The following is a 24043-nucleotide window of genomic DNA, read 5'->3' as shown; positions in this document are numbered from 1 at the left end:
GACAAATTAAAAAGAAGTTGGGCTAATCAAATAACTCTTTCAGCCTAAAACACCAACAATCCTCTCTCATCATAAACACTTCCCTGCGGCTCACCCTGATTTCTCAAGCATCTGTCCAGAGCCATTATGGAAGCAACAATTCCATCAATCTTTTCCTTCGACTTAGCCTTAGTAACCTTAATATTTTCCGCGGCATCCGTCTCAATCACCACATTACCTGCCATCCATCGAAGCACCGGATGTCCTGCATGAATGATCTGTCCTTCCATCAGAAGTCTGTAGAATTCTTTAGTCGGCGTACTCATACTGGCAAAGCCCTGTCCAAAAGGAACCATTGTAAATCCGGCATCTTCCAGATTCTGAATCATATGAGTCGCATTCCACCTGTCCACAGCTATTTCAAGAATGTGATATTTCTCACCCAGATCGCAAATGAACTTCTCAATGAAATCGTAGTGAATCACATTTCCTTCTGTCGCCATCAAGTCTCCCTGCTTCTCCCATATATCATACGGAACAGAATTTGCCTTCACCCTCTGAGGAATCGTTTCTTCCGGCACCCAGAAGTACGGAACCAGAATGTACTTCTCATCCACATTTCTCGGTGGAAATATAAGAACCAATGCTGTTATATCTCCTGTACTGGATAAGTCCAATCCTGCATAGCAATCTCTTCCTTCTAACAACCTCATGTCAATCGGCTCATTTCCCTTCATAAAGATTGCATCCGGTATCCAGAATGTTGTAGAACTCACCCACATATTCATTCTGAGCCATTTGAAGGTTATTTCATCAGCCGGATTTTGCTTTGCCTCACGATAAGCATCACGAAGCCTTTCAATATCCACTGTATATCCAAGGGAAGGATTAACCTTATACCAGTTGGCCTCATCTTCCCAGTCCTCATCATCCTTCAGACCATAGACCACCGGATAAAATGTCGGATCCACTCGTCTTCCTTCTAAGATATCAATTGCCTTGATATGCAATTCAAAAGCTATGGAATTTCTGTCATTACCGGCAGTCGTGATAATAAAGTGAAGCGGATTCTGACGGGCATCAGAACTATACTTGGTCAGCACATCATATAACTGGCGATTCGGCTGTGTATGAATTTCATCGAACACAAGTCCCGAAATCGAAAAACCATGTTTACTTCCCACTTCTGCAGATAACACCTGATAGAAACCAGCGTTACCATAATTGACAATTCGCTTGGTAGCTGACATCAGCTTACTTCTCTTCATGAGAGCAGGCGACATCTCAACCATCTGTCTTGCAACATCAAATACAATAGAGGCCTGCTGCCTATCTGCAGCTGCACCATACACCTCAGCACTCGGCTCATTATCCGCGTACAATAAGTAAAGAGCGATAGCTGCTGCCAATTCGCTCTTACCCACCTTCTTACATATTTCAACAAACGCTGTACGGAACTGTCTGTTCCCATCAGGTTTCACAATTCCGAAAATATCTCTGATCAATTGCTCCTGCCAAGGCAATAACCAGAATCTCTTTCCAGCCCATTTCCCTTTTGTGTGGCAAAGGTTCTCGATAAAGGTTACTGCTCTGTCTGCTTTCGCCTTATCATAATGTGAAGTAGGAAGCATAAATCTTGTGGGCTGATAATTCTTAAGCTTCGGATAACCTTTTGGCCTTGTTTCCCTTGCCATTAACCATCACCCCCAAGTAATGCCTCCATCTCATCCTCCAGTTCTTTCCCCTGGCTGTTACCAGCGACAATTCTGCTTCGTGAAGATGGAGTCAGTCCAAACTCCGATGCCGCCTGCAGCATCAGCTTCTGATTGGTATTTGCAATTCCAACCCAGGGTGTTTGCTGCTGATATCCTTTATCAGTCTCAAAAGTAGAGCCTCCGGAAGTGATATGTTCCTGTGCTTCCTTCCATCTTGCATAAGACTGACAATAAGCAGCAAAGGCAGCCATGTCCACCTCTGTAAGAACACCCATCTGATTCATCAGCTCAGCCAGGCGTTCCCATTCCTTCTTTGCTTCCGGCATTAACCAGTCAGGACAAGCAGGCATTCCCTTTGCTGGAATTGGTTCTTTTGTATTCAGTTTTCTTTTCCCCGGATTACCTTCCAGCTTCTTAACCGCAGTAGGTTTTGGCTTTCTTCCTGCCATGTTCATCCCCCCTTGCCATCATAATTTCAACTTGATTATTACTTGACCTGCACATACTCAAAGAAAGCGTTCAAATCTTCATATATTTATTTTCTGCAATATAAAAGCGCCTGTATTTCTACAAGCGCTACTAATATATACTATATTAATTTACAATCCTTCAAAATTTTCTTAATTGCTTCCCACACCGCCAAAGAAGGATTCTCCTTGTAATATGAAAAACCTTTATATTTTTGCAGAACATATCCAACGGCTACATTATGTTCCATTATCTTCTCACTTCGCTCTACAGCTTTTATTACATCATCCAATGAAAGCTTTTTAAGACATCTTTTGAAATTATCCTCATGCTTATACTCATCCATGCTTTCAAATTCTTCACCATAAGCTCTGTTAATGTGTGACAAGTAATTCTTTCTATGCGCAAGGGAACCAAAACAATCCGCCTTATGTAAAACAATCCATAAATCAAAAGTAAAGTTGCTGTAACCAAACTTGTAAGTTATTTGTTTTCCAAGCCCCATGGCAGTTTTCATTCGATCCATCGTATCTGTAAACTGTTTCACATGTACTGCTTCATCACTTTCGTAATCCGAAATATGATATATCTCTGTTTTAGTTGTCGTTACTAATCCCTTAGCCCGCTTAAGTGGGTCCTTTTCAATCTTACAATCAATTGCAACCTTAAAAGCAGCCTCTTCTGTTGAATTAATCAAATCTCTCAGCCATAACAAATACCACTCTTCGGTTTCACCCTCTACGCTGAAATAATACTTTTTAGTACTCTTTCTATTCGCCATTATTTCCCTCCTTTGAAAACACATTCTCAAATATAGGAGAAAAATCTATATTTTTTATTGCGCCATATTGACTTACGAAGTAATTCTTCATGTAGTCGTCGCCTTTTCGTACCCCATTTTCACCAGCTGTTCCAAAATCTGATAATGAATATATCTCACTAAGAAGAGAAACATCATCTTTTTCGACAAACTTGATTTCATCACGTCTAAATATATTAGAATTTAAAAAAATAGGGTTATGCGTATTAAAAATGAGCTGTGCATGTTTCTTGTTGATATCATCATTATGGAATATACTAATTATACTCATCAACGCCATTGGATGTATTGATGCATCAAATTCATCAACGACCAATGTTCCACCTGTAGCTATTGCTCTTAATACCAAAGGAAACATATTTACAAATCGAATGGTTCCAAATGACTCAAACACTTCTGCTAAAACTGCTTTAACACTTGATTTATCATTTTTATCTTCAAAAATTGAACAAAGCCTTGCTTCTCCATCATCACCATTAGCGACATAAGCAACTGAGTTGGAATTAATACCAAAAACTTTTGCGGCCTCATTTATTGTCTTTTCAACATATATTGTTTTCTTCTGCGGATCCGAAAAGCGCCTAATTAATTGAATAGCATCTGCTCTATAGATAACCATAAACTTCTCGGTGAACCAATCAATTATAATTTTTGACAAACTTTGCGAAATCAAAAGTTTGAATCCATTCGAAAGAAACAGTTCATCTTTCGATAAACTCTGATTTGCAACCAAGTTTATCGTATCTACATTATCTATGGCCTGAGTTGAGATATATTCTTTTACCTTCTTAAAATCGCCGAATTTGACGATATCTGTTCGTTCAAATACAATTTCATCATTAATCGAAAGTATCTCGGAATTAATAGACCTTTGAGTTGTATCGTCTAAAAACAGTCCAAGTAGTACACTTAATTCATAATCAAACTTTATGCCTTTTTCTACAAATGAAATTCTAAAAGTTACCGGTTTAATTTTGTCAATTAAGTTATTTGGAATCAGTTCTAAATTATATGCTGCCTTATTAGGTGAATTTTGTTCTTCTGCGTTTCGAATATTTCCTCTCAAAACAATAGATCTCAATACATCCATCGCACCAATAATGTTTGTTTTTCCCGAAGCATTGGGACCATAAATAACAGCAGAGCACAAACCTTTTACATTTTTCTTGCCTACTTTTTCTTTAAGAATACTATAGTCTAAACCGTGTTGCTTTGGTGCTGGAATCATGGAAAATTGCGCATTTCCTAAAAATGATTTATAGTTCTCTACCGAGAAATCAAGTAACATATCAACACCCCCTATATATAAATAGTGCACAGCAATATAATACCATCAAATCTATAATCTGTCAAAAGAATTCCACTTCATTTTGCAATATTTTTGCAAAATCATATTTGTTTAATCTCTGTTAATATATATTATGTTCATTGTTTTGCAAATTATTCGCAACTTTGCATTTTAGAATTTATAGAATCATCCCCCTCATCCATTTCGCGACTGCACACGCAGCACCCACCCGCCGTTCTATAGGAGATAGGTCTGTAGAGATTTCGATACCCCCTACCTCGTCCTCACAAGCTTCATATCTCTCGCTTTCATGCAAGCACAAAAGCTCGCTCATTCCGCTGCTCGTCCTCTTCCCACGAAGCAGGCTTCGCGGGAGCCCTTATTTCCATCGATCTCCACGCTTCGCATGAATTTGTGAATGACAGGACTTACACAACGCAATCAGATTGCTCCGATCATGTGTGCCACCTTCACTCAACGGAAGCTTGTGGTGGATCTCTTCCACCGGAACTGCAAGTCCACGTTCAAAACATAGCTCACAGAACGGATGCTCCGTAGCATATTTATCACGAATTCTTTTCCATGCACGGCCATATCTTCTCTTGGTACTTTTATCTCTACTGTATTTCTCATAGTCGCTATTTACTTTTCTCGCATGCGCTTCACAGTATCGCCCGGTAACTAATGCAGGACAGCCCGGATAAGCACACGGTTTCTTTGGTTTGCTTGGCACTGTAACACCTCCACGCCACTCGAAAACAAGTTTTCTGGTGCATAACAAGAGCCCTGAAGAATTTCTCCCTCAAGGCTCTGTTCTATTCTGCTTTCCGCATTTTAACAATATCATATCTATAGACTCTCATTCTATCACATCAGCTCTCCACTTTCAGAAATCCATCGATTTCTTTCAAAGCCTTGTCATGAAGTCTAAACGTATGCTGGGTGATGTAACCCATATCCCCAGAAATCTGCTCCCATGTATCAAAACACAAATATCTCTTCTCAAGAATTGTCCTCTCTGCTCTATTGGATACCCGTTTAATCATATGTGTAATATCAGCCTTCAGAGAAATCAGCTCATGGATATCGGAATTGATTTCATCCTCCAGTGCAATAATCTTCACAATGGCATCCTCCATCTTATGGATATTTCTGTTTGGACTTCCGGGCATATCTGACATGGTACTTGTTGCTTTGGTTGCCAAGTCACGAAGAGAAGCTACCTGCTCCAGCTTGCTGTTGATATCATTATCAATCTTATAGGCCTGACTCAAATATTCTTTTGCTGTCATAAGCACCTCCGAAAAAATGTTTTCCCTCGGCCAGGGTTATACTGATATTAACTCCGCTCAAAAAATGGCCAAAGAATTATACAACAAAAACTAATCATTTCTTTCAATAACAAGTAAAGAGGAGCACATGCCCGGATGTGCCCCTTTCTTTTTACCCTATACGCATTTTCTTACTTCCAACTGATATTTATCATGTCCCTTAATACTTCTCACCGCCTGGTTCAGAGTATTTGCTCTGCCATGCTGATGATAAGGGCACTTGAAGAAGTGCTTGTGAAATATGATGAGCGACTGCTCTGTCGGATACTCCGTACAATGCAGATACCAGTAATGGCCCGTATTCCGGCTCTGAATCGTGATATCTCTATCATCCATCAGAATGATATTAAAGTACCCCGAATCAATCTTTTTTAGGCTACTTTCATCAAACATCGGCACCATCCTTCCCTTTATGGAACCAGGCTTCCAATGCCTGCTCTACAATGCTGTCCACCTTATTGGGATCCATTCCAACAAAGTATTTTTCCACAATTCTTGCAGGCACCTTATAGCATTTCTTCTTTACCGGCTCCGTACTGAGATACCGCCTTACCATTGCATCCGTCAAGGCTCCTGAATGACTGCGAAGCTTCATCACCATTTCAATGGTAATCCTGGTATTCTTCTCCTTCATCACATTTAGCACCATATTTTGTTCTTCCTCTGGAAGGAATGCTAACTGCAGAGCAACCTTTGTATAAAGGGCACCTCTATCCACCATATCCTTAAATGGCTTGATGAGATCATTGAGCTTCAGTAATCTTCCAACAGAACTTCCGGACAGTTCATATTCCTTGCCGATAGAATCTCTGGTAGTCAACTTCTGGTCACTGTGACCAGAAGTTACATCATCTGACTTTCCTTCTAATCTTGCAATCTCCTGAACAATATCATTTCTCTTTCCCTGGCAGGCTCCCTTCTCATATCTCGCCTTCAGCACTGCTGCCTTTTCCGATATCAGCAAATCGGAAAAGGATCTCTGCATCAGATTTGTCTCGATGACATATACATAAGCCTCTTCCTCGGACAAATCTGTTTTCACAATGGCCGGCACTTCCTTTAATCCGGCAAGCTTTGCTTCATTCATTCTGTTGTGCCCGGAAAGCATTTCATATCCGCCATCAATCTTCTGCACGATTACCGGATTAAGAATCCCATGCTCCTTTACACTTGCAATCATATCCTCCAGCCGTTCTCCCTCGTACAAATGAAACGGATGGTCATGGAATGGCTGAATGTTCTTTATCTGAATCAGCTGAACCCCTCTCGGAACTTGTCTTTCCTCAATTTCATCCATCAATAAATCCACTGCGTCACCAAATACTTTTCTTTTATTATTAGCCTTCATAAGCAATCAGCTCCTTTGCAAATTTTCTATACGCGATTCCTGCAGATGCATTTTTACTGTACAGCGCAATCGGCATGGAACAATAAATACTCTCGCCCACCTTTACCGTAGCCGGTATCCTGTTTTCAAAGATCCTTATCTGTCCTTGAAAGCTTCCCGTCACTTCCTCTGTCAGCACCTTACAAAGCGTAGTTCTGCTTTCGCACATGGTAAGCAGAATGCCTGCAACCGTAAGTGTTGGATTGATACGCCTCTTAATCTTGCTGACTGTTCTTAGGAAATCCTGCAATCCCATCATTGCCAGAAGCTGAGGATTCACCGTGATAATGACTTCATCAGCCGCTGCCAGCGCATTGATCGTAAGCATTCCGAGGGAAGGATAAGTATCTATCAGCACATAATCGTATCTGTCCTTAATGGGTTCCAGAGCCTCTGCCAGCATCCTCTCCGCTCCCATTTCCGTTCTAAGCTTCGCATCCACCACTGACAGATAAATGGATGAAGGAATAAAATCCACACCATCCTTACTCTGAATAAATGCATCCGGAGACTCCGGAATCTGTTCCTCAATCTGAGCCATCATCAGATGACCAATCGTATATTCCAGTTCATTGGTGTTCTCTACGCCATAGCAAGTGGTGAGATTTGCCTGACTGTCAAAATCAATTGCAAGAACCTTCTTCCCCATACTATGAAGAGAATATGCCAGGTTCAGAGTGGTCGTGGTTTTACCCACGCCACCCTTCTGTGATCCAATAACAATAACCTTACCCATAATTACTGTACCTCCTTCTCAGCCATGTACTTTGCAGCACCTTCTGCTACAAACTGTGCGTGCAGCTGTTCCTTTTTTTTCCGGAATTTCTTTTGAAGCTTCTTCATTTCCTTTTCCATAAACTCAGTCTCAGCCTTCTCCATTGCCGCCTTTTCCACATCCGGCGTGATAATCAGCTTTCCATTTTCACAGCTGACGGAAATATAGTCACCAATCTCAAATCCCATCTCCTGAAGCCACTGCCCTTTCAAAATGATGGTTGGTGTTGCTTTATAATTACGACCGCTCTGGGAATGTACCTTCATGCTTCTGTTTTTCTGATTCTTCATAAGCTTGTCTCCTTTTCGATATTTGAATTATTACATAGTCTTATGTACCAATCTGTGCTATAATGGCTACAGGCTTTTATGCCAATACACAATCGGAGGACTGCTATGAGTGAAGAAAAAGCCGGTTCCTACAAAGGCCTTACCGAAGCTCGTAAGAGAGCAAATAAGAAATACAATGATCGATTCGTTGAAATAAAAGTTCGTGTCACCCCAGAGAAGCGCTCCATTATTAAGGAACACGCCGAAAGCATGGGGGAAAGTGCAACTGCCTTTATCAATCGAGCCATCGATGAAGCCATGGAGCGAGACCAACAATCCAGCCCGGAAAAATAAAAGAGTCCGGTGACGTATGGATAATTTCCACACATCACCGGACAATTTTTATCCTCATGAATCTACTCATGAACAATCTCCGATATGTTCTTTACATAATTTTCATTGCATACAGGCTCCCATTTGCTTAGTTTTTGTCATGTTTTTACTCATTTCAAATGGTCTAAATGTGGTCTAAATCTAACCACCACTCTCTCTCGAACCCTCGAAAAACCCAGGAAAATCAAGTACTTTACCGACATTGCCAAGGCAGTGTCAGTATATTGCCGTGGCAGATGAAAAATACTTTTATCATTGTTTTGTTTCTCCTTATTTTGCCCATTCGCTTTATTCCATTTTATAGCTGATCGTACTTATCTGCTTTCCCTTTTGCTTTCTTCACTGGATACTTTTCCTCATTCATCGCCATCTTCATATTGACAATCTCATCTGCATCCAACCCGAGTTTATCAAGCAGATTCTGACTATACACCATTACATCAGCAAGCTCTTCTTTGATGTGTTGTAAATCATAATCTTTATCTGACCACTGGAAGCATTCTAATAATTCCGCAGCCTCGATTACAATTGATTTCGCAAGATTAGCCGGTGAATGAAATTGATCCCAGTCCCGATCCTCTGTGAATTTTCTGATTCTATCTATGGTTTCTTGTTTCATAATTACTCTCTATACTTTCTTATTTATTTTGCTGCCTTTAGCAATGCTGCTCGAAGTTCTGGATCACATGCATATATGTACATTCCTTTTACTCCACGTGTCATGAGAACTCTCACCTCATGCTGAATCAATGTTTCACCAAATTTCTTCTTTGTTCCATCCGATAAAGTCCTGTTTCGAATTGCCTTTTCATTATGGCTAACAGACGGATCAAATACTATCTTTCCATCTCTATATTTCACTGAAGGTCCAAGAATTACTCCCGCATAATTTAAGTCAAATCCCTGAATCGTAAATGTAGATCCAACCTCATTAATTGTCTGTGGCTGTTCCGCCCATGCTAATCCTTTTATACTTCGCTTCTCTTTTTTAGAAAGCTCAGCCTCTAATTCTCTATTCCAAGGTTTATGCCATTTTCCTATAAGCACTTCCCAGTATTTCATTATGTGATCTTCTGGCTTATGATTGGAACTGTATTCCCAATCATACGTCGCTATGACTCTTGATAATGCAGAATCATTCTCTTTAGCTCTCTTCTGAATTTCCAAATCAAGCAATTCCGGTTTATCAAAAATTTTTATGCTATATCCACCAAATGTCTTTGGTATCTTCTTCAATTCTCTTTTCTTTGTAAAAGTATCAATCCAGTCCATTGTTGCCGTATCAACCTGCATACGCATCTGTTTATCCAATACGATGTAATTATGAGACGTTTTTGCTTGATTTCGATATTGTTCAAGAATCTGCGACTCCCAAAGTTGCTCTGTTGTAAGAATCTGATTTTCATCGAACATTACAACCGTCACTCGTGCTCTATCAATAATATCTTTCAACTGATTTTCGCCTCTATATGATTGCTTGCCTTGTGTAAGCAACAAGTGCGCTTCGTCAATAAATGCTACATCTATAGGATCTTCCTCTAAATGATTATTAATAAACGTGGTAGGTTTACTTACAACTTTTCCATACTTTTCAGTTAATCCCAGTTTTTCTGCTATTTGCTCATACACAGTAATTTGTTCATCGTGATTAACTAACAAATGGCAATTCAATTCTATATGTTTTTCTTCTGCCTGACAATACAATTCATAAAAAGTACTGCTATTAAGAACAGTCTTTCCTGTACCAGCTTCCCCGTCGATAAAAATTAGTTGTTTGGTTTCTCCATTCTCAAGTGCTTTTGTTACCTTTTGAACAATCAGTTCTCTCGCCTTTTCCTGCTCTTTAGTAAGCTTATGAAGTGGTGAAGCCTTATATATTGCCGAATCCTTTATTGCATTTTCTGTAGGAAACAATTCCTTATTTTCCTTACGCAGACCTCTCCAAATTTTACTAAATATTTCATCCAGTTCTTCCATTGGATAATAACTTGTCTGTGGATTGTCTCGCAAATTATACACATGCTTTACACGTTCTACGCTCATCATGTAATGCATTAAACGATTCTCTATATCAAGTGTTAATGATTTATTAAAATGCTCATGACCGATAATAAATAAACTAGCATCTTTCTCAACTAGTTTACTTTGCCACCTTGATTTGTCTGACGCTGCATCGTAATGTTGACGAGTTCTTTTAAAAATGTCATTTGATTCACCCACATATACTTCGAAATCACCAGATTCCTGCCAATTATGAATATAAACAGTTGGAAAATTTCTAATAATTTCCTGTGTTTTCTCATCCTCTTCTGGTAACGATACTGTTTCAAAGAAGTCTAAAGCATCTCGACTATCTTTTATTTGCTTAATGATCGGCTTTGCTACACTACTGCTCATTTTTATCTTTCCTTTTAGGAACCATGTGTTCCAAACCTTTTGATTTTCCAATTGTCTAATAGTTCTGAAGCACGTCCAGCATATACTCTTTATACTGCTGCTTCACATTATCCGGTCCCGTGATCTTCATTCTTGATCCGATATCAGTTATCCATCCGAAAAACTGCGGACTTACCGATACAAGTACTCTGGTCTTGAAATGATCTTCTCCCTGCGGGATCAACCATACATCATGTCCAAAGCGATCGATGATAACACCTGCCAGTTCATTCTTGCATTCCAGTGTGACTTCCACATCTACACCGCCGTACATTCCAAAGGTCTTCTTAGCGAATGCAGCCAGATCAAAGTTCTTGAAGGACTCTTCCCCTTTACGATCTGTCTTCAGGATCTCTGTATTCTGCATCTTATCTACACGATAATGCTTGATAATTCCGGCCGCTACATCATAAGCCACCAGATAATACGTCTTTGCATCATATACCGGGCTCTATTTTTCAAATAAATCGTCCCCTAAAATAACATTCTGGACAATTCCTGAATATTTTCCCTTTTTATATCCATTTCCACAAATCAGTGTGATATGAATTGCCGATTTCACATTGGTTTCTTTCTGAAACTGTGACATTCTGTTTCTGAGCTTTTCATATTCATCAGCATCCAGCATATAATCATCACTTGTAAATTTCATTTCACAGAGATTGATGACACCATCTTTTCTGCTGATGATCAGATCAATCTGCGCTCCCTTATCGGCTCCACCACTTCTCCATGCAAACTCATTTGTTTCAATTCCACCTATTCTAAGACTTTCCTTAATCTGAGGAATGTGATTTAGACACACAATCTCAAAAGAATTTCCCCTCCAGGAATGATAACCCGGTGAATTAATATACTCGTTCCATGAATCAAACTTTTTATTCTTTATGAATCGGATACTGAATAGAGTAAACGGATCAATCAGTTGATAAAACTGTTCTCCCTCTCCTCTTGTAAAATTACTGAATTTTCGGATAAAACCACACTCCTCCAGTTCTCGCAGATCTTTTGTAAGAACAGAACCTCCTCCAATTTCCTTTTCCCTGGAAAGTTCTGCCCGGGTCAGACCATCTCTGCTTTTCGCAAGTCTCTCAAGGATTGCCAGATGTTTTTCAGGTTTATCATACAGTGAATAAAAAAGGTTGTTGTACTCATCATGAAGGAAGCCATACTCCTTAAAGCAAAGTTCATTTACATTCTGTGCCAGGCTGAGGCGTGAATCGAAAAGATTCAGATAATGCGGTATACCTCCAAAAACCATGTAACTTTCGATCATCTGGCTTCGACTCATAACGATATCATTCAATTCAAACAGTTCTTCGCATTCTGCCAGCGAAAATGGGGCAAGGTGAATGCGCCTTGTAATCCTGTTATGAAATCCTTTTTTATTCGTGAGAAGGTTCGTTATAATCCACGACGTGGCAGATCCGCAGGCAATCAACACCAGATCCTCCTGCGCCGATGCCCAGCTATTCCAGAAATAATCAAGCGCACTTTTAAAATCCGAGCGGGCCGTATCCATCCACGGAAGTTCATCAAGAAATATGACTCTTTTATTATTAATCGGTTCACGATATACCTTATCGCTTTGAAGCAATTCCTTAAGACGCGCAAAAGCCTCAAACCAATCTGCAGGTGCACTTTTTTCTTCATATCGATATGCATTCAGGCTTGCCTGAAAAGCACGCAGCTGTCCCTTCGTCTTTTCATCTGACAGACCAGTCGTATAAAACGAAAACTGCTGATTAAAGTATTCGCGAATCAGGTAAGTCTTTCCCACCCTTCTTCTTCCGTATACGACAACAAATTCCGGTCTCTTTGACAGCAGACACTGCATAAGACTGTCCTTTTCTCTTTTTCTTCCAACAATCTTCATAGAAGCACCACCTTTTCATAAATCGCCACACACCATCTTAAAATAGCTTAGTTGGCGTTTTATATTTCATATTTATATTATAAAACGCCACCAGCTTTTTTTCAAGTTAAAATATACGGTCGAATGTCAAGACTTTTCATCCTCATTTAATTCCCTTCTTCCATTCCACAAGCATCTCTGCCACAAATTTTGGAAGAAGTTCCCGAATGGGTGCTTTGTCTACTCGCTGCACTTCCTTAGAATGTAATACAATCGCGCCATCTCCCTTGGTACTAACACAACTCGTCTGCAGAAAAAGCGCTAGGATGTACATCTCTTGTCCATTTCTGAATTCTCGCTTTCTGTATTTCTTAAGGATTAACCTTTTCAGTTACTAAAATATAGCATAAAGCAATGTGCAAAAATCCCGACAGCTACAGCATGTTTTCCGGTTTTGGCATGCGTCCAGTCCATCCTAAACTCCTTGCCCATGTCTTATAGCTTTTCTTCTCTTTCGGATCATCACCGTTAATCGCCTCAAGGAATTCGCAAAAACCTCCAACACCACCAACATCATCCACAAGACTCATTCCATCCCAGGCAATGCAGATTGGTTTTTCCTTACGCTGAATATCTCTCAACTTGTCCAGAAACTCTCCGTCTATTTGCTGACCAAAGGCATCTACAAACAAAGCTTTCTCAGGAACGAATCCATTTTTATCATGAAGCATATCGCCTTCTTCATCCCTGGCATAAACGGTTTTGTCGTACCAGGCATTGGTGCAGGTGATTTTAATCTCCCACCCATCGCCATAGTCATATCGATAACACAATGCAGATAATGCCGGGATTGGTTCAGGATTATAATCAATACACAGTATTTCCAATTCACGGTCCAGTTCCTCCATCTCCCGGAAATATGGAACCATGTCGATCGTCGGATTTCCTTCTTCGTCAAAATGCGTTCCTGCCTCTTCAACGATCTGGTCCATACGGGCTGTCAGCTGTCTGTATTTTTTGATAATGTCCTTACGTTTTTTCTCAACTTGTTTCAGGGCGACCTCTTTCTCCTGTTTCCATGAATCCCAATCTCCCTGCTCAGCCGGTGTTTTTAGTACAGTCCAAAGCATCAGGCGTTCCAGCATTTCCTCACACTGACCTTCCATGTAGACATTCCACGTTCTCTGATCTGTTGTTTTCTTCTGAATAGCAGGCCAGTCCTTTCGGAATCTGTCTACTTCAATCTGTGCAGGAATGTAATGCTCTCCCACGCCTTCATAGGAGTACGGTCCACAATACTTGGATTTCAGCCAGGTCTTAAAGCTTTCACCTTCCTCATAATCATCGTCCCAATATATATCTTCATAATTCTCACTTGGGAAACGGAAATACATACCAACCTGACGGGTCCACTCTTTTACCAATCCCCCATCTGTCATTTTTTTGAATTCATCCTCATATGGAACATAGCTATGAAGGTGGCTGTTTTGCCATCCAAAAGCTTTCATGATTGCATAATGAAGACCATGCAGTGTCATATTACCCGGAACAATAAAATCTCTGGTAATTCCATCCTTCATTCTTCCGTATCTTCTAAGAATTTCCTTATGTTCATCTGCGAAATATCCCAGATCCAGTTCCAGATGAAGTTGCATTGCCATAGGAATCCGCTTCATCTCTGCTTCGATCATGTCCCATAATTCTTTTTTCTCTTTCAGTAATCGCTCTTTTTCAGCTCTTAATTCTTCAAGAAGGCGCCGCTGCTCCTGAATATCATCCTCTTTCTTTTTTGAACGTGCTTCTGTATTGGTAACTTGATTTTTAGCTGCCTGCTGCATCCGTCCTCTATATTCCTCACTTCGAATCGCTTCGTTACTTCTGCCTTCCCCTCCATACTGCCCACGGGAATAGGGCATATAAGACTGAACATTCTTTTCTGATATAACAAGCTCCTCTGCTATTTCAGCTACACTTTTGCCCAGAGCAAGCAGCTCTGCAACCTGATTACTGGTTTTGCTGTGCCACAGTCCCTCCGTAATCAGAACTCTTCGTACTTTGATCGGATATGTCCCAAGCTCTTCTGCTGTCTTTTTTACAGAACCCGTCTCTTTATAACTATCAATAATCTGCTGATATAACTCATCCATATATCAGGACCTCCTTCATGTATCTTAGGTGGCCTACCTTTTATTTATGATATCAGTATACGGCCGAGCAGTTACCGTGTCAACCTTACCTTTTAGTCGTCAAAGATCCTCAAGACCAATCACCTCATCCTGAACCAACCGAACGAGATCAATCAGCATATCTGATTTGCTGACAGATAAAATAACGCCAGGAGCTTTACGATCCTTTTTGATACTTCTACCATAATCTCACCTATAACCGATCAATAATTCTCAAGCACATTTTGCAGATATGCCTTATATTCAGCCTTCACATTATCCGGTCCCGTGATCTTCATTCCTGATCCAATAGCGGTTACCCATCCGAAAAACTGCGGACTTACCGATACAAGTACTCTGGTTTTAAAGTGATCCTCTCCCTGCGGGATCAACCAGACATCATGTCCAAAGCGGTCGATCACAACACCTGCCAGTTCATTCTTGCATTCCAGCGTGACTTCCGCATCTACACCGCCGTACATTCCAAAGGTCTTCTTAGCGAATGCAGCCAGATCAAAGTTCTTGAAGGACTCTTCCCCTTTACGATCTGTCTTCAGGATCTCTGTATTCTGCATCTTATCTACACGATAATGCTTGATAATTCCGGCCGCTGCATCATAAGCTACCAGATAATAATTCTCATCATCCCAGGTCAGTGCCCACGGGCTGACAACATAAAATGCACCGTCTTTCTTCAGTTTCAGTTCTTTCTTAACAGTCCACTCTGCATAATGAAACTTGATTTCTTTATTCTCGTAGATTGCAGTATGAATGTAGTCTATATTGTAATAAACAGTTTCATTCTCTGTCTTCGGACGATTTACGATGAAAACATATTTGGAAAGCATTGCATCATCTACCAGGAGCTTTAACTATTCCTGATCCAGAATCGTGCATAATTCCGATGCGTTCAGCATGTGCGTATCATCGGTACGTTCCAGAAGGATTCCCATAAGGAGCTTTCTCCTCTGCCACCATCTGCACACCGGCAGCCTGGTTGCCAAAGTCCGGATAATAAACTTTGACAGATTTTCTTGCCTGGATCTCACCGGCCAGTCGCTCCTTCAGAAGGGTATTTCTCCTGGTGACTGTTACATTTCTCACTGCATAAGAAAGAGCCTTCTTCGTGCCTACCATCACCAGAATCTTCCTGGCCCGGGTAATACCGGTATAGATCAGATTCCTCTGCAGCATCACATAATGATTCATCAGCACCGGCATAACAACTATCGGATACTCAGATCCCTGGGCTTTATGAATAGTTGTTGCATAGGCATGCACCAGTTCATCCAGCTCGGTGGTATCGTACTCAATGCTCCGACCATCAAAATTCACCAGAAGGGTACGATCCTGCATGTCTACAGATTCAATGATTCCGATATCTCCGTTGAATACTTCCTTATCGTAATTGTTCTTGATCTGCATGACCTTATCGTTTGGTCGATAGACAAATCCACTCCTTCGAAGACCTTCTCCCTGAGGGTTCAAGGCTTCCTGCAGTGCCATGTTCAGATTGGTAGCACCGACTACACCTCTCTGCATCGGTGTCAGCACCTGAATCTGACTGGCTGGCGTCCGATAATATCCCGGAAGTTTCTTATGTACCAGTTCCACAATCTTCTTCGCTGCTTCCTCCGGATCTTCCTGAGTCATAAAGAAGAAATCCGTATTCTTTCCATTGGATGTATCCGGCATCTGACCGGCATTGATCTTATGTGCATTCATGATAATCCGGCTGGTCTGGGCCTGACGGAAAATCCTGGTCAGACGAACCACCGGAAATACTTCACTGTCGATCACATCACGGAGCACATTTCCTGCGCCAACCGAAGGAAGCTGATCAATATCTCCCACCAGGATCAAACGCATGTGAGGCGGGATGGCTTTCATCAGCGCATTCATGAGAACAATATCAATCATAGAACACTCATCCACGATCAGAACATCACCCTCAAGAGGTGTTTCCTCATTTTTCTGATAGCCTTCCGGCGGTTTGAATTCCAGAAGTCGGTGGATGGTCTTTGCCTCCAGACCGGTAGCTTCCGTCATCCTCTTGGCTGCACGTCCTGTAGGGGCCGCCAGCAATATATTCAGTCCAAAGGCGCGATAGGCTGCGATGATTCCCTGGGTTGTGGTGGTTTTTCCTGTACCCGGACCACCGGTAAGCACCAGGACCTTTGCAGTCGCTGCCCGGCGAATGGCTTCCACCTGCACCTCATCATATTTCATATTTACAGTATGCTGGATTTTCTCAACATCCACAGACAACTCCGGATTACCGGTATCCTGTCTGGCTTTCATAAGAGAAACCCATAGTCTGTCTGTTGCCGGTTCTGCTGCCAGCTTTTTCAATTTATTGGCAACACCAACCTCCGCAAAATAAAACGGCGGCAGGTAGATACATTCTTTTTCAATCTCTTTGGCAGCATCTTCCGGAATAACCTCATCCGGCGCAAACTGCGGAACCCTAATCTTCTCACGGATCAATTCTTCATCCTTCAACATCTGATCCATCGTCATAATGATACTGGTATCCTCCGCCTCCAGAAGTTCTGATGCTTTCTTGATCAACTGATCACGCTCTGCATAAACATGGCCTTCATCTGCCAGCTCACTTAAAGTATACATGATACCGCTGCGCAGACGGATAAATGCCTCCTTGCCGATACCAAGTTTCATGGCAATGCTGTCAGCCGTCTTAAAACCAATTCCCCAGATATCATCCGCCAAGCGGAATGGATTCTCCTTTACCTTCGAAATGCTCTCATTGCCATACTGACGATAGATCTTCGCTGCAAATGCAGTGCTCACGCCATGATCCTGAAGGAAAAGCATAACATTCTTGATCTCCTTCTGTCGTTCCCAACTCTCAGCAATCTTATCGACACGCTTCTTTCCGATACCGGGAACCTCCAGGAGCCGCTGCACATCCGTCTCGATAATCTCCAGTGTATCCGTACCGAACTGCTGCACGATCTTCTTAGCAAACTTCGGTCCCACACCCTTGATCAGGCCAGAGCCAAGGTATTTCTCAATACCAAAAACTGTGGCAGGCATGGTCTCTTCCCAGCTCTCCGCCAGGAACTGTCTGCCGTACCTAGCATCCACCTTCCAATTGCCATCAATCAAAAGCACGGATCCAACATTGGCATCCACGAGGTTACCAACGACCGTAACCAGGTCATTATAGTTCTTTACGGCGCACTTCAAGACAGAATAGCCAGTTTCAGGGCTTTGATAGGTTATACGTTCTACGACGCAGCGAAGCTTAATCATTCTGTCTCACCTGCCTTTATCATGATTTTGCTGATGCCTATATACTGTTATTCACAATCTGTTCCAAATGTGCTGCGATGAATTCCTGCGCTTTCTGAGAATACATAACAATTTGATAAGATTGTCCATATGTCGATGTTCGTTCCTGCATGTAAAGCCCAAAATCTATTCCCGACTCCGTTGCTTCCGGATGGAGCTTTCCTGTGTATTTGTCCTGAACATCGATTAAATATCCTTTCCGTTTCAGCCAGTCTGTTACTGGTTTTGTACCGATTCCCCGCACATTTGGATCAAGTGCCAATCCTTTCAGCCTGTTCATAAAATAAGCAATCGAAGTATCATCCACATATTCAAATCCGGAAAGACATTCAAACGGAAATGGTGGCTTTGACGGTTTAGATGCCCGTCCGCCGATCATACCATTATTTTCCTTAACTGCAGTAAGAACCTCTTTTACAAAATACATACACCGGATCACATTCGGATTGTTTAATACAGAATCCTCTTCCGTAGGTTTATTATTAACAGGATTCTTGCCATCCGCTATACGTTCAATATATTTCATGGCAACTTCCAACTTTTGCATATCAATCTGCATATTCTTACTTCACCACCTTAACTATTCATTTAGATTCCAGATTTCATATCCCTGCCGCCTGGCTGAATCATACACCGGTTGCATATTCTTCTGCAGAATACTATAGAATTCTTCCTTTGAATTTCCCGGTCTGTACAATTCCCGACCTGCCCAGATAGAATGCAAATTATCCCGATAACAGGCCTCAAAAAGCTTATGAAGTCCCTCTCGTTCATGGATCAAAGTATACATGCCGTACTGGTTCTCAGCGAACACCACAAAGAAAGGATCCCATTTTGGAAGCTTATTACTCTTCGACGAATTCAAAGAAGAATCCATCGGCATCAGGTTCCAAAGCTCATCATTCATGACAAAAGACCATGGAATAAAATGATCCACATCATACTGCTTTGTAACAATTGGTTTGCCAGTAAAGACATCCCTGACTTCTCGCACATCCAAAATGCCTTCCCATAGCTTACGCACATTATTCAGCTTCCGCATCTTTTCATCCATTGGTGCCAGTTTGTAAATGAGACCCGGAACTTCTGGATTATTATTCTGCAGCCATTTCACCTTCTCATACTGGATCCATCCCAGAATATTTACCGTATTATCCTGGATCATGCGCATCCAATCGGAATTGAAGTGAACTTCCTTTTTCAGCTTACTGCTATCTCCGAAGGTATAAGGCAGACGAATTACAGTACTATCGATTCGTCTGATATACTCGGTTAATCTACGAATACTACCCCACGGCACTTCTTCTGAGCTTTTTGAGAAAAAACCTGCCAATGCCCGACCAGGAACCATATTGGTTAGCTGTTCCTTAGAAAGTTTCAACTCAGCATTATGTTCTCGGATTGCATTTTTGATTTCCACTTTGGATGCATTTGCCGGAAGGTTACTCAGTTCTGTCAGTTTAAGAACAGCACGTTCCAGACCGTCTCTGACAAGACCATCTGCCTGCATGCCACTAAGGTGAATATGAAATTCCCTTACGGAATACCATGCATTGCAGATCATCTCATCGATAATCACATCAAAGGTTGTATCCTGAGTTCCCTCAGAAATAATATCCACGATTGCTTCCAGCCAGTAAAATTTATAACAGTAGGAAGGATCCTTCATCATCTGCGAAAAGCCCTCAATATCCAAAGTATTGTGATATTCTCCATTGATATTTAACGAATATCCGATTTGCGGAGTATCAAATTGAGCCATTTCTCATCACCCCTTCCTGCTCTGACATCGCTGGTGATCCAGTGGTCTTTTATCGTAAGCTCCGGTATCCCTTTCATAAATTCCTGAAATGTATCTTCCCTAAAATCTGTAAAATAACGCCCGTTACGCTCTCCTTCAAAATCACCGTATTTGAAGGAAGTGTAGATTACTCCGGTGTTTTTAATCGCATCACACATTTTTCGAATCACCAAAAGTAATTCATTCTTTGGCAAATGCAAAATAGAGGAGCATGCCCAGATGCCATCATAAGTGCCCCTATCATCCAATTTCTGAAACAGCATTTCTTTCACTTCAATACCGGTAAAAGCACTGGCCCGTCTACAAAGTTCAGCTGATCCATCGGTTGCAGTAACCCGGTATCCTTTATCCAGAAAATATCTGGTATCGCGACCGGAACCGCAGCCGAAATCGAGAATCAATGCGTTTTCATCCAATAATAGCAGAAATCGATCCTGAGCCTGATGCATATCAACATTCTGCGTATTCTCTATGAAGTTTTCTGCATTAATGTTGTAGTAATCAATCGTAAAATCCATTTTCATACTTCCTCCCGCTCAGTGATAACTATCCTCAACGAAGCCATCCAGGGCAGCCCTCTCTTGTATTTTTTCTAAGTTATTCTCTTCGTCAAAGTAGATCTTGTCACCTTCGTTGATATTACGCTCATACACTCTTTAATCTTCTCAATCAGCGCAATATCAGCCGGTAGCCACGCTACACTATCTAATTCATCTTTTGTAAGCCACTTCGCAGCTTCAGCTTCTTTGAGCTCCAACTCTCCCACTCTTACTTTAGCCCAGAAACAATCCATAGAGAGATGAAAAGTCGGATAATCATATTCAATGGTATCAATCAACTCACCAACGTCGATTTCTGTGTTAAGCTCTTCCATAATTTCTCGTTTAAGCGCCTGTTGCGGTGTTTCTCCTAGCTCCACTTTGCCGCCGGGAAACTCCCACTGCCCTTTAAATTCCCCATAACCTCTGGCAGTTGCAAAAATCTTTTCTTTATCTCGAATAACTGCTGCAACAACTCTTATCGTTTTCATACAGCTTTGTCCTCCTCATCTAGCAGATTACTTTCCAAATATTTCAGCAGATCTTCTCTGACTGGTTGATGCATTTTCATTGTAACCTTCGTGATGTCCTTCATCTTTCCGTTATTATCCATCTTTTTATCACCTACTGCTGATATAATGTCACAAGTTCCCATATAGTAAAAGCTTGTTTCCGCATCACTTTTTTTGACCATTAAATGTTTCCTCTTCGCTCCCATAACATCTTGCATATAGCTGCTTTCTGGTCCCTTACCAATCTGAGAATCCCATCGAAAGATCATACTATCCGTAAATGCATCAGCATAATCCGGTTTACCTTCCGCATACTGTAATTCTTCACTCTCTGCTCCAACCTTATGATAGGTAATGAAAATGAAAACATCCTCTCCAATACGTTTCATTCCATACATTATGGACGACAAATCTCGCCCGCAATTCATCAGCAAACTAACATCTCTTCTGGAATACTTTTCATAAAGCACAAAAGGGCTATCTGCATCCTGTTTTTTAGCAAATTTATCCTGATATCTGCTAAGTCCAACACGAATCAGATCATCCATCTGCTTATAAAATTCTCTGTGCTGGAGTCTTTTGGTATAACTCACCATTCTACGGATAAACTTTGCGTCATGGTCACCAATAATATCTATTTTCTTGTATTTTTGATACTCTGCTTCTTTGCTAACAAAGCGTCCCTCTAATACTTGAATCGCATTTTCAAGGGATGCTTTATCAAAAGAATTCAAATAGGTATTTTTCAACTCATTTGTTAATTCTGACAATGAAATCAGATCTGAATGAAATAAGCGTTTTAATATCTCTAATTCATATGGTCTAACACCACTGAGAACCGTTTTGGATAAATACTCTAATGTGAGCTTTTCCTGATCCGTAATCTTTTCTCTATAGCATTCATTTTCAACCGAAACTAAAAAATCCTGATAAGTTTTATACTCTCTGATAATTACAAGTGGATCTATCTCTCCATTTTCGTAAAAATCCATAAGATATGGAACTCTTCCCAATCTATTTTTTAATGATATATAACTATCTTTAATAATTGTTTTCATTCCACGAATCTTATCAATGGATCTGAAGATTTTTTCCTTTGCTACTGCATCAAAATGAACTGTAGACGCTCCTGGTATCGTACTATTACCACTAATCACGTACTTCCGAATTGTATCAGGATTATATGTACGGTCACCAGAAAGAGCAATCGGAATCATAAAGTTTTTCTCATAATTCCCTATAAAATCCAAAATCACAACAAATTCTTTACCATCCGACTTACGAAGACCACGGCCGAGTTGCTGTATAAAGACAATCGGAGACTGGGTTGGTCGGAGCATAATCACCTGATTCACCTCTATAATATCCACACCCTCGTTCAAAATCTCAACAGAAAAAATATAATCCAAAGGCTGAATATCATCTGTAGCATCCGCCTCATCCATCGCCAACCGTTCAAATGCTTCTGCTCGCTCATTTTCATCGGCATCTCCATTTAAGGCAATGGTTCTGAAATGCTTCCCAGTATTCGGATTAATCGTCTTATTGAATTTGTCCGACAATTCTCTTGATTCTGCAACACGGCTGCAGAAAATCAATCCCTTTACGCGATCCCCACTGTACCCAAAATAGTTTGCCTGCTCTATGATATGTTTTACTCGTTCATCACTGGTAAGAAGATTGAAATCTTCTGTTGTAATTGTCTTATTCCTGCCTTTCCCATCACCAATCATGGATAAATCACTGATACCAAAGTAGTGGAATGGACACAACATATTCTCTTCCATAGCCTGTTGTAGACGAATCTCATAAGCAATCTGATAATGAAAGATTTCATAGATATTTTGACCTTCTATATTGTCATCTCGCTTATCCGGAGTCGCAGTCATACCAAGCCACAGCTTTGGTGTAAAGTAGTTCATGATTCGCTGGTAAGTATCTGCAGCAGAATGATGTGCTTCATCCAAAATAATACAATCAAAATCTGTTGGCTTATAATGGTGCAGATGTTCTTCTCTCCATAAAGTATCTCTGGTCGCAAACACATAATCTGCATCGTAATCATGATTTCCCGCACCCACGATACCCATAGTGACTTGCTTATTAAACACTTTTTCGTAAGAACGTTTCGCCTGTTTTGCCAACTGGTTTCTATGTACCAAAAATAGCACTCTCTTAAATCCCAGTTCACGCATGGCAAATGCGGACGCATAGGTTTTTCCAGTACCTGTTGCCGAGATTAAAAGTGCACGTTTCTCACCTAATGCCAGGATTTTTTTCAGGTTAGTAATAAACCCCACCTGCATCGAATTTGGCTGAAGCTTGTACTTTTCAAGAGAAGTAATCCCTCCATCTTTGGCAACATCTCTTTGATGCTTTACGATTTCATACTGCTGGGCATAATTTTCAATAAAATCCTCATACTCAAGGGCATATTGAGAATTCCAAAGCTGATTGAATTCTGCCAAAATCTGCTCCGCTATCTCTCCCTGTTCTGCAGATACAATTTTTGTATTCCACTCTTTGTTACTTGTGAGTGCAGCACTTGTAATATTGGAACTACCTATAATAATTCGATATATCTCTCTATTTTTGAAAATATATCCCTTTGTATGAAATCCTTCGTCTGCAGTATCTACATCGTACATTTTTATCTGAATATTTTTAAGTTCATGTAACTTCTTTAACGCTCTGGGCTCGCTAAAAGATAAATAATTTGTCGTCAGTATTTCTCCAGGAATATTTCTCTCCTCTAGTTCCTTTAATGTCTGCAGAAGCGGAGTAATGCCGCTCATCGTAATAAATGCCACACTGATCTGAAACTTATCACAGGACAATAGTTCATCCTCAATGGAAGAGATCACCTTTTTCCCTTCCTGATGATTATTTGAGACAAATTGTGGCTTAAAAGCAAGATTTGAAGGAATCCTGCTATCAATATATGCAGTTTCAAATCCCATCCTAAGATTTTCATTTATTTCCCGATTCATAGACT

The 24043-nt window shown here is 40.8% G+C and carries 22 protein-coding genes and 1 pseudogene; 1 reads left to right on the top strand and 22 read right to left on the bottom strand.

What is annotated here, in order from left to right; translation table 11 throughout:
- Positions 1-44: 44 nt before the first annotated feature.
- The 10 genes from ACQRCC_RS13100 to ACQRCC_RS13055 form a co-directional block, all read right to left on the bottom strand.
- Positions 45-1673, bottom strand: coding sequence for a terminase large subunit (locus ACQRCC_RS13100; protein ID WP_427851209.1), 1629 nt, complete (start codon positions 1671-1673; stop codon positions 45-47).
- Positions 1673-2143, bottom strand: coding sequence for a phage terminase small subunit P27 family (locus ACQRCC_RS13095; RefSeq protein ID WP_427851208.1), 471 nt, complete (start codon positions 2141-2143; stop codon positions 1673-1675). The genes ACQRCC_RS13100 and ACQRCC_RS13095 overlap by 1 nt, the downstream gene beginning before the upstream one ends.
- Positions 2144-2283: 140 nt before the next feature.
- On the bottom strand, positions 2284-2943 hold the full coding sequence (locus tag ACQRCC_RS13090) for an RloB domain-containing protein (protein WP_427851207.1): 660 nt from the start codon (positions 2941-2943) through the stop codon (positions 2284-2286).
- Positions 2933-4270, bottom strand: coding sequence for an AAA family ATPase (locus tag ACQRCC_RS13085; protein WP_427851206.1), 1338 nt, complete (start codon positions 4268-4270; stop codon positions 2933-2935). The genes ACQRCC_RS13090 and ACQRCC_RS13085 overlap by 11 nt, the downstream gene beginning before the upstream one ends.
- Positions 4271-4649: 379 nt before the next feature.
- Positions 4650-5003 carry an HNH endonuclease gene (locus tag ACQRCC_RS13080; protein ID WP_427851205.1) on the bottom strand — a complete coding sequence of 118 codons (354 nt, stop codon included), beginning with the start codon at positions 5001-5003 and terminating at the stop codon, positions 4650-4652.
- Between the two features lie 139 nt (positions 5004-5142).
- Positions 5143-5562, bottom strand: coding sequence for a DUF1492 domain-containing protein (locus tag ACQRCC_RS13075; RefSeq protein WP_427851204.1), 420 nt, complete (start codon positions 5560-5562; stop codon positions 5143-5145).
- 156 nt (positions 5563-5718) lie between these two features.
- Positions 5719-5994: a hypothetical protein gene (locus tag ACQRCC_RS13070; protein WP_347283192.1), complete on the bottom strand. Its 276-nt coding sequence runs from the start codon at positions 5992-5994 to the stop codon at positions 5719-5721.
- The gene (locus ACQRCC_RS13065) at positions 5987-6949 is read right to left on the bottom strand and encodes a ParB/RepB/Spo0J family partition protein (RefSeq protein ID WP_427851203.1); all 963 of its coding nucleotides are present in this window, start codon (positions 6947-6949) and stop codon (positions 5987-5989) included. Before ACQRCC_RS13065 ends, ACQRCC_RS13070 begins: the two co-directional genes overlap by 8 nt.
- The gene (locus ACQRCC_RS13060; protein WP_427851202.1) at positions 6939-7724 is read right to left on the bottom strand and encodes a ParA family protein; all 786 of its coding nucleotides are present in this window, start codon (positions 7722-7724) and stop codon (positions 6939-6941) included. Before ACQRCC_RS13060 ends, ACQRCC_RS13065 begins: the two co-directional genes overlap by 11 nt.
- Positions 7725-7726: 2 nt before the next feature.
- On the bottom strand, positions 7727-8053 hold the full coding sequence (locus tag ACQRCC_RS13055) for a SymE family type I addiction module toxin (protein ID WP_427851201.1): 327 nt from the start codon (positions 8051-8053) through the stop codon (positions 7727-7729).
- A 105-nt stretch (positions 8054-8158) separates the two neighbouring features.
- Between ACQRCC_RS13055 and ACQRCC_RS13050 the strand changes: the two genes are divergently transcribed.
- Positions 8159-8386 carry a hypothetical protein gene (locus ACQRCC_RS13050; RefSeq protein WP_427851200.1) on the top strand — a complete coding sequence of 76 codons (228 nt, stop codon included), beginning with the start codon at positions 8159-8161 and terminating at the stop codon, positions 8384-8386.
- A gap of 337 nt (positions 8387-8723) precedes the next feature.
- Here the strand turns inward: ACQRCC_RS13050 and ACQRCC_RS13045 are convergent, their stop codons facing one another.
- The 12 genes and pseudogenes from ACQRCC_RS13045 to ACQRCC_RS12990 form a co-directional block, all read right to left on the bottom strand.
- Positions 8724-9044, bottom strand: a complete 321-nt coding sequence (locus ACQRCC_RS13045) for a nucleotide pyrophosphohydrolase (protein WP_427851199.1) — start codon at positions 9042-9044, stop codon at positions 8724-8726.
- A gap of 23 nt (positions 9045-9067) precedes the next feature.
- Complete coding sequence (locus ACQRCC_RS13040) at positions 9068-10822, bottom strand: DNA/RNA helicase domain-containing protein (protein ID WP_427851198.1); 1755 nt, start codon at positions 10820-10822, stop codon at positions 9068-9070.
- 55 nt (positions 10823-10877) lie between these two features.
- Positions 10878-11294 (bottom strand): annotated as a pseudogene (locus ACQRCC_RS13035) (helix-turn-helix transcriptional regulator); the annotation flags it as partial.
- A gap of 18 nt (positions 11295-11312) precedes the next feature.
- The gene (locus ACQRCC_RS13030; protein WP_427851197.1) at positions 11313-12737 is read right to left on the bottom strand and encodes an AAA family ATPase; all 1425 of its coding nucleotides are present in this window, start codon (positions 12735-12737) and stop codon (positions 11313-11315) included.
- Between the two features lie 413 nt (positions 12738-13150).
- Positions 13151-14863 (bottom strand): IS1096 element passenger TnpR family protein, encoded by a 1713-nt coding sequence (locus ACQRCC_RS13025; protein ID WP_427851196.1) that lies wholly within the window; start codon positions 14861-14863, stop codon positions 13151-13153.
- A gap of 242 nt (positions 14864-15105) precedes the next feature.
- Complete coding sequence (locus tag ACQRCC_RS13020) at positions 15106-15729, bottom strand: helix-turn-helix transcriptional regulator (protein WP_427851195.1); 624 nt, start codon at positions 15727-15729, stop codon at positions 15106-15108.
- 76 nt (positions 15730-15805) lie between these two features.
- Positions 15806-18157, bottom strand: a complete 2352-nt coding sequence (gene recD2, locus ACQRCC_RS13015; protein WP_427851194.1) for an SF1B family DNA helicase RecD2 — start codon at positions 18155-18157, stop codon at positions 15806-15808.
- A gap of 37 nt (positions 18158-18194) precedes the next feature.
- Positions 18195-18755 (bottom strand): hypothetical protein, encoded by a 561-nt coding sequence (locus tag ACQRCC_RS13010; RefSeq protein ID WP_427851193.1) that lies wholly within the window; start codon positions 18753-18755, stop codon positions 18195-18197.
- Positions 18756-18776: 21 nt separating this feature from the next.
- Positions 18777-19958 (bottom strand): HNH endonuclease domain-containing protein, encoded by a 1182-nt coding sequence (locus tag ACQRCC_RS13005; RefSeq protein WP_427851192.1) that lies wholly within the window; start codon positions 19956-19958, stop codon positions 18777-18779.
- Positions 19919-20515: a class I SAM-dependent methyltransferase gene (locus ACQRCC_RS13000; protein ID WP_427851219.1), complete on the bottom strand. Its 597-nt coding sequence runs from the start codon at positions 20513-20515 to the stop codon at positions 19919-19921. The genes ACQRCC_RS13005 and ACQRCC_RS13000 overlap by 40 nt, the downstream gene beginning before the upstream one ends.
- 74 nt (positions 20516-20589) lie before the next feature.
- Positions 20590-21027 carry a (deoxy)nucleoside triphosphate pyrophosphohydrolase gene (locus tag ACQRCC_RS12995; protein ID WP_427851191.1) on the bottom strand — a complete coding sequence of 146 codons (438 nt, stop codon included), beginning with the start codon at positions 21025-21027 and terminating at the stop codon, positions 20590-20592.
- Positions 21024-24038, bottom strand: coding sequence for a DUF3427 domain-containing protein (locus ACQRCC_RS12990; protein WP_427851190.1), 3015 nt, complete (start codon positions 24036-24038; stop codon positions 21024-21026). The genes ACQRCC_RS12995 and ACQRCC_RS12990 overlap by 4 nt, the downstream gene beginning before the upstream one ends.
- Positions 24039-24043 lie beyond the last annotated feature (5 nt).

Origin of the sequence: Sporofaciens sp. SGI.106 (assembly GCF_050314255.1) — a bacterium.
GTDB lineage: Bacteria > Bacillota > Clostridia > Lachnospirales > Lachnospiraceae > Claveliimonas.
This window is presented reverse-complemented; position numbering and strand designations above follow the sequence as displayed.

What these genes read in the sequence shown, in the direction of transcription:
- ACQRCC_RS13100 (WP_427851209.1), bottom strand. Translation starts at nt 1,673, where the DNA reads ATGGCAAGGGAAACAAGGCCAAAAGGTTATCCGAAGCTTAAGAATTAT.
- ACQRCC_RS13095 (WP_427851208.1), bottom strand. Translation starts at nt 2,143, where the DNA reads ATGGCAGGAAGAAAGCCAAAACCTACTGCGGTTAAGAAGCTGGAAGGT.
- ACQRCC_RS13090 (WP_427851207.1), bottom strand. Translation starts at nt 2,943, where the DNA reads ATGGCGAATAGAAAGAGTACTAAAAAGTATTATTTCAGCGTAGAGGGT.
- ACQRCC_RS13085 (WP_427851206.1), bottom strand. Translation starts at nt 4,270, where the DNA reads ATGTTACTTGATTTCTCGGTAGAGAACTATAAATCATTTTTAGGAAAT.
- ACQRCC_RS13075 (WP_427851204.1), bottom strand. Translation starts at nt 5,562, where the DNA reads ATGACAGCAAAAGAATATTTGAGTCAGGCCTATAAGATTGATAATGAT.
- ACQRCC_RS13070 (WP_347283192.1), bottom strand. Translation starts at nt 5,994, where the DNA reads ATGTTTGATGAAAGTAGCCTAAAAAAGATTGATTCGGGGTACTTTAAT.
- ACQRCC_RS13065 (WP_427851203.1), bottom strand. Translation starts at nt 6,949, where the DNA reads ATGAAGGCTAATAATAAAAGAAAAGTATTTGGTGACGCAGTGGATTTA.
- ACQRCC_RS13060 (WP_427851202.1), bottom strand. Translation starts at nt 7,724, where the DNA reads ATGGGTAAGGTTATTGTTATTGGATCACAGAAGGGTGGCGTGGGTAAA.
- ACQRCC_RS13055 (WP_427851201.1), bottom strand. Translation starts at nt 8,053, where the DNA reads ATGAAGAATCAGAAAAACAGAAGCATGAAGGTACATTCCCAGAGCGGT.
- ACQRCC_RS13050 (WP_427851200.1), top strand. Translation starts at nt 8,159, where the DNA reads ATGAGTGAAGAAAAAGCCGGTTCCTACAAAGGCCTTACCGAAGCTCGT.
- ACQRCC_RS13045 (WP_427851199.1), bottom strand. Translation starts at nt 9,044, where the DNA reads ATGAAACAAGAAACCATAGATAGAATCAGAAAATTCACAGAGGATCGG.
- ACQRCC_RS13040 (WP_427851198.1), bottom strand. Translation starts at nt 10,822, where the DNA reads ATGAGCAGTAGTGTAGCAAAGCCGATCATTAAGCAAATAAAAGATAGT.
- ACQRCC_RS13030 (WP_427851197.1), bottom strand. Translation starts at nt 12,737, where the DNA reads ATGAAGATTGTTGGAAGAAAAAGAGAAAAGGACAGTCTTATGCAGTGT.
- ACQRCC_RS13025 (WP_427851196.1), bottom strand. Translation starts at nt 14,863, where the DNA reads ATGGATGAGTTATATCAGCAGATTATTGATAGTTATAAAGAGACGGGT.
- ACQRCC_RS13020 (WP_427851195.1), bottom strand. Translation starts at nt 15,729, where the DNA reads ATGCTTTCCAAATATGTTTTCATCGTAAATCGTCCGAAGACAGAGAAT.
- recD2 (WP_427851194.1), bottom strand. Translation starts at nt 18,157, where the DNA reads ATGATTAAGCTTCGCTGCGTCGTAGAACGTATAACCTATCAAAGCCCT.
- ACQRCC_RS13010 (WP_427851193.1), bottom strand. Translation starts at nt 18,755, where the DNA reads ATGCAGATTGATATGCAAAAGTTGGAAGTTGCCATGAAATATATTGAA.
- ACQRCC_RS13005 (WP_427851192.1), bottom strand. Translation starts at nt 19,958, where the DNA reads ATGGCTCAATTTGATACTCCGCAAATCGGATATTCGTTAAATATCAAT.
- ACQRCC_RS13000 (WP_427851219.1), bottom strand. Translation starts at nt 20,515, where the DNA reads ATGGATTTTACGATTGATTACTACAACATTAATGCAGAAAACTTCATA.
- ACQRCC_RS12995 (WP_427851191.1), bottom strand. Translation starts at nt 21,027, where the DNA reads ATGAAAACGATAAGAGTTGTTGCAGCAGTTATTCGAGATAAAGAAAAG.
- ACQRCC_RS12990 (WP_427851190.1), bottom strand. Translation starts at nt 24,038, where the DNA reads ATGAATCGGGAAATAAATGAAAATCTTAGGATGGGATTTGAAACTGCA.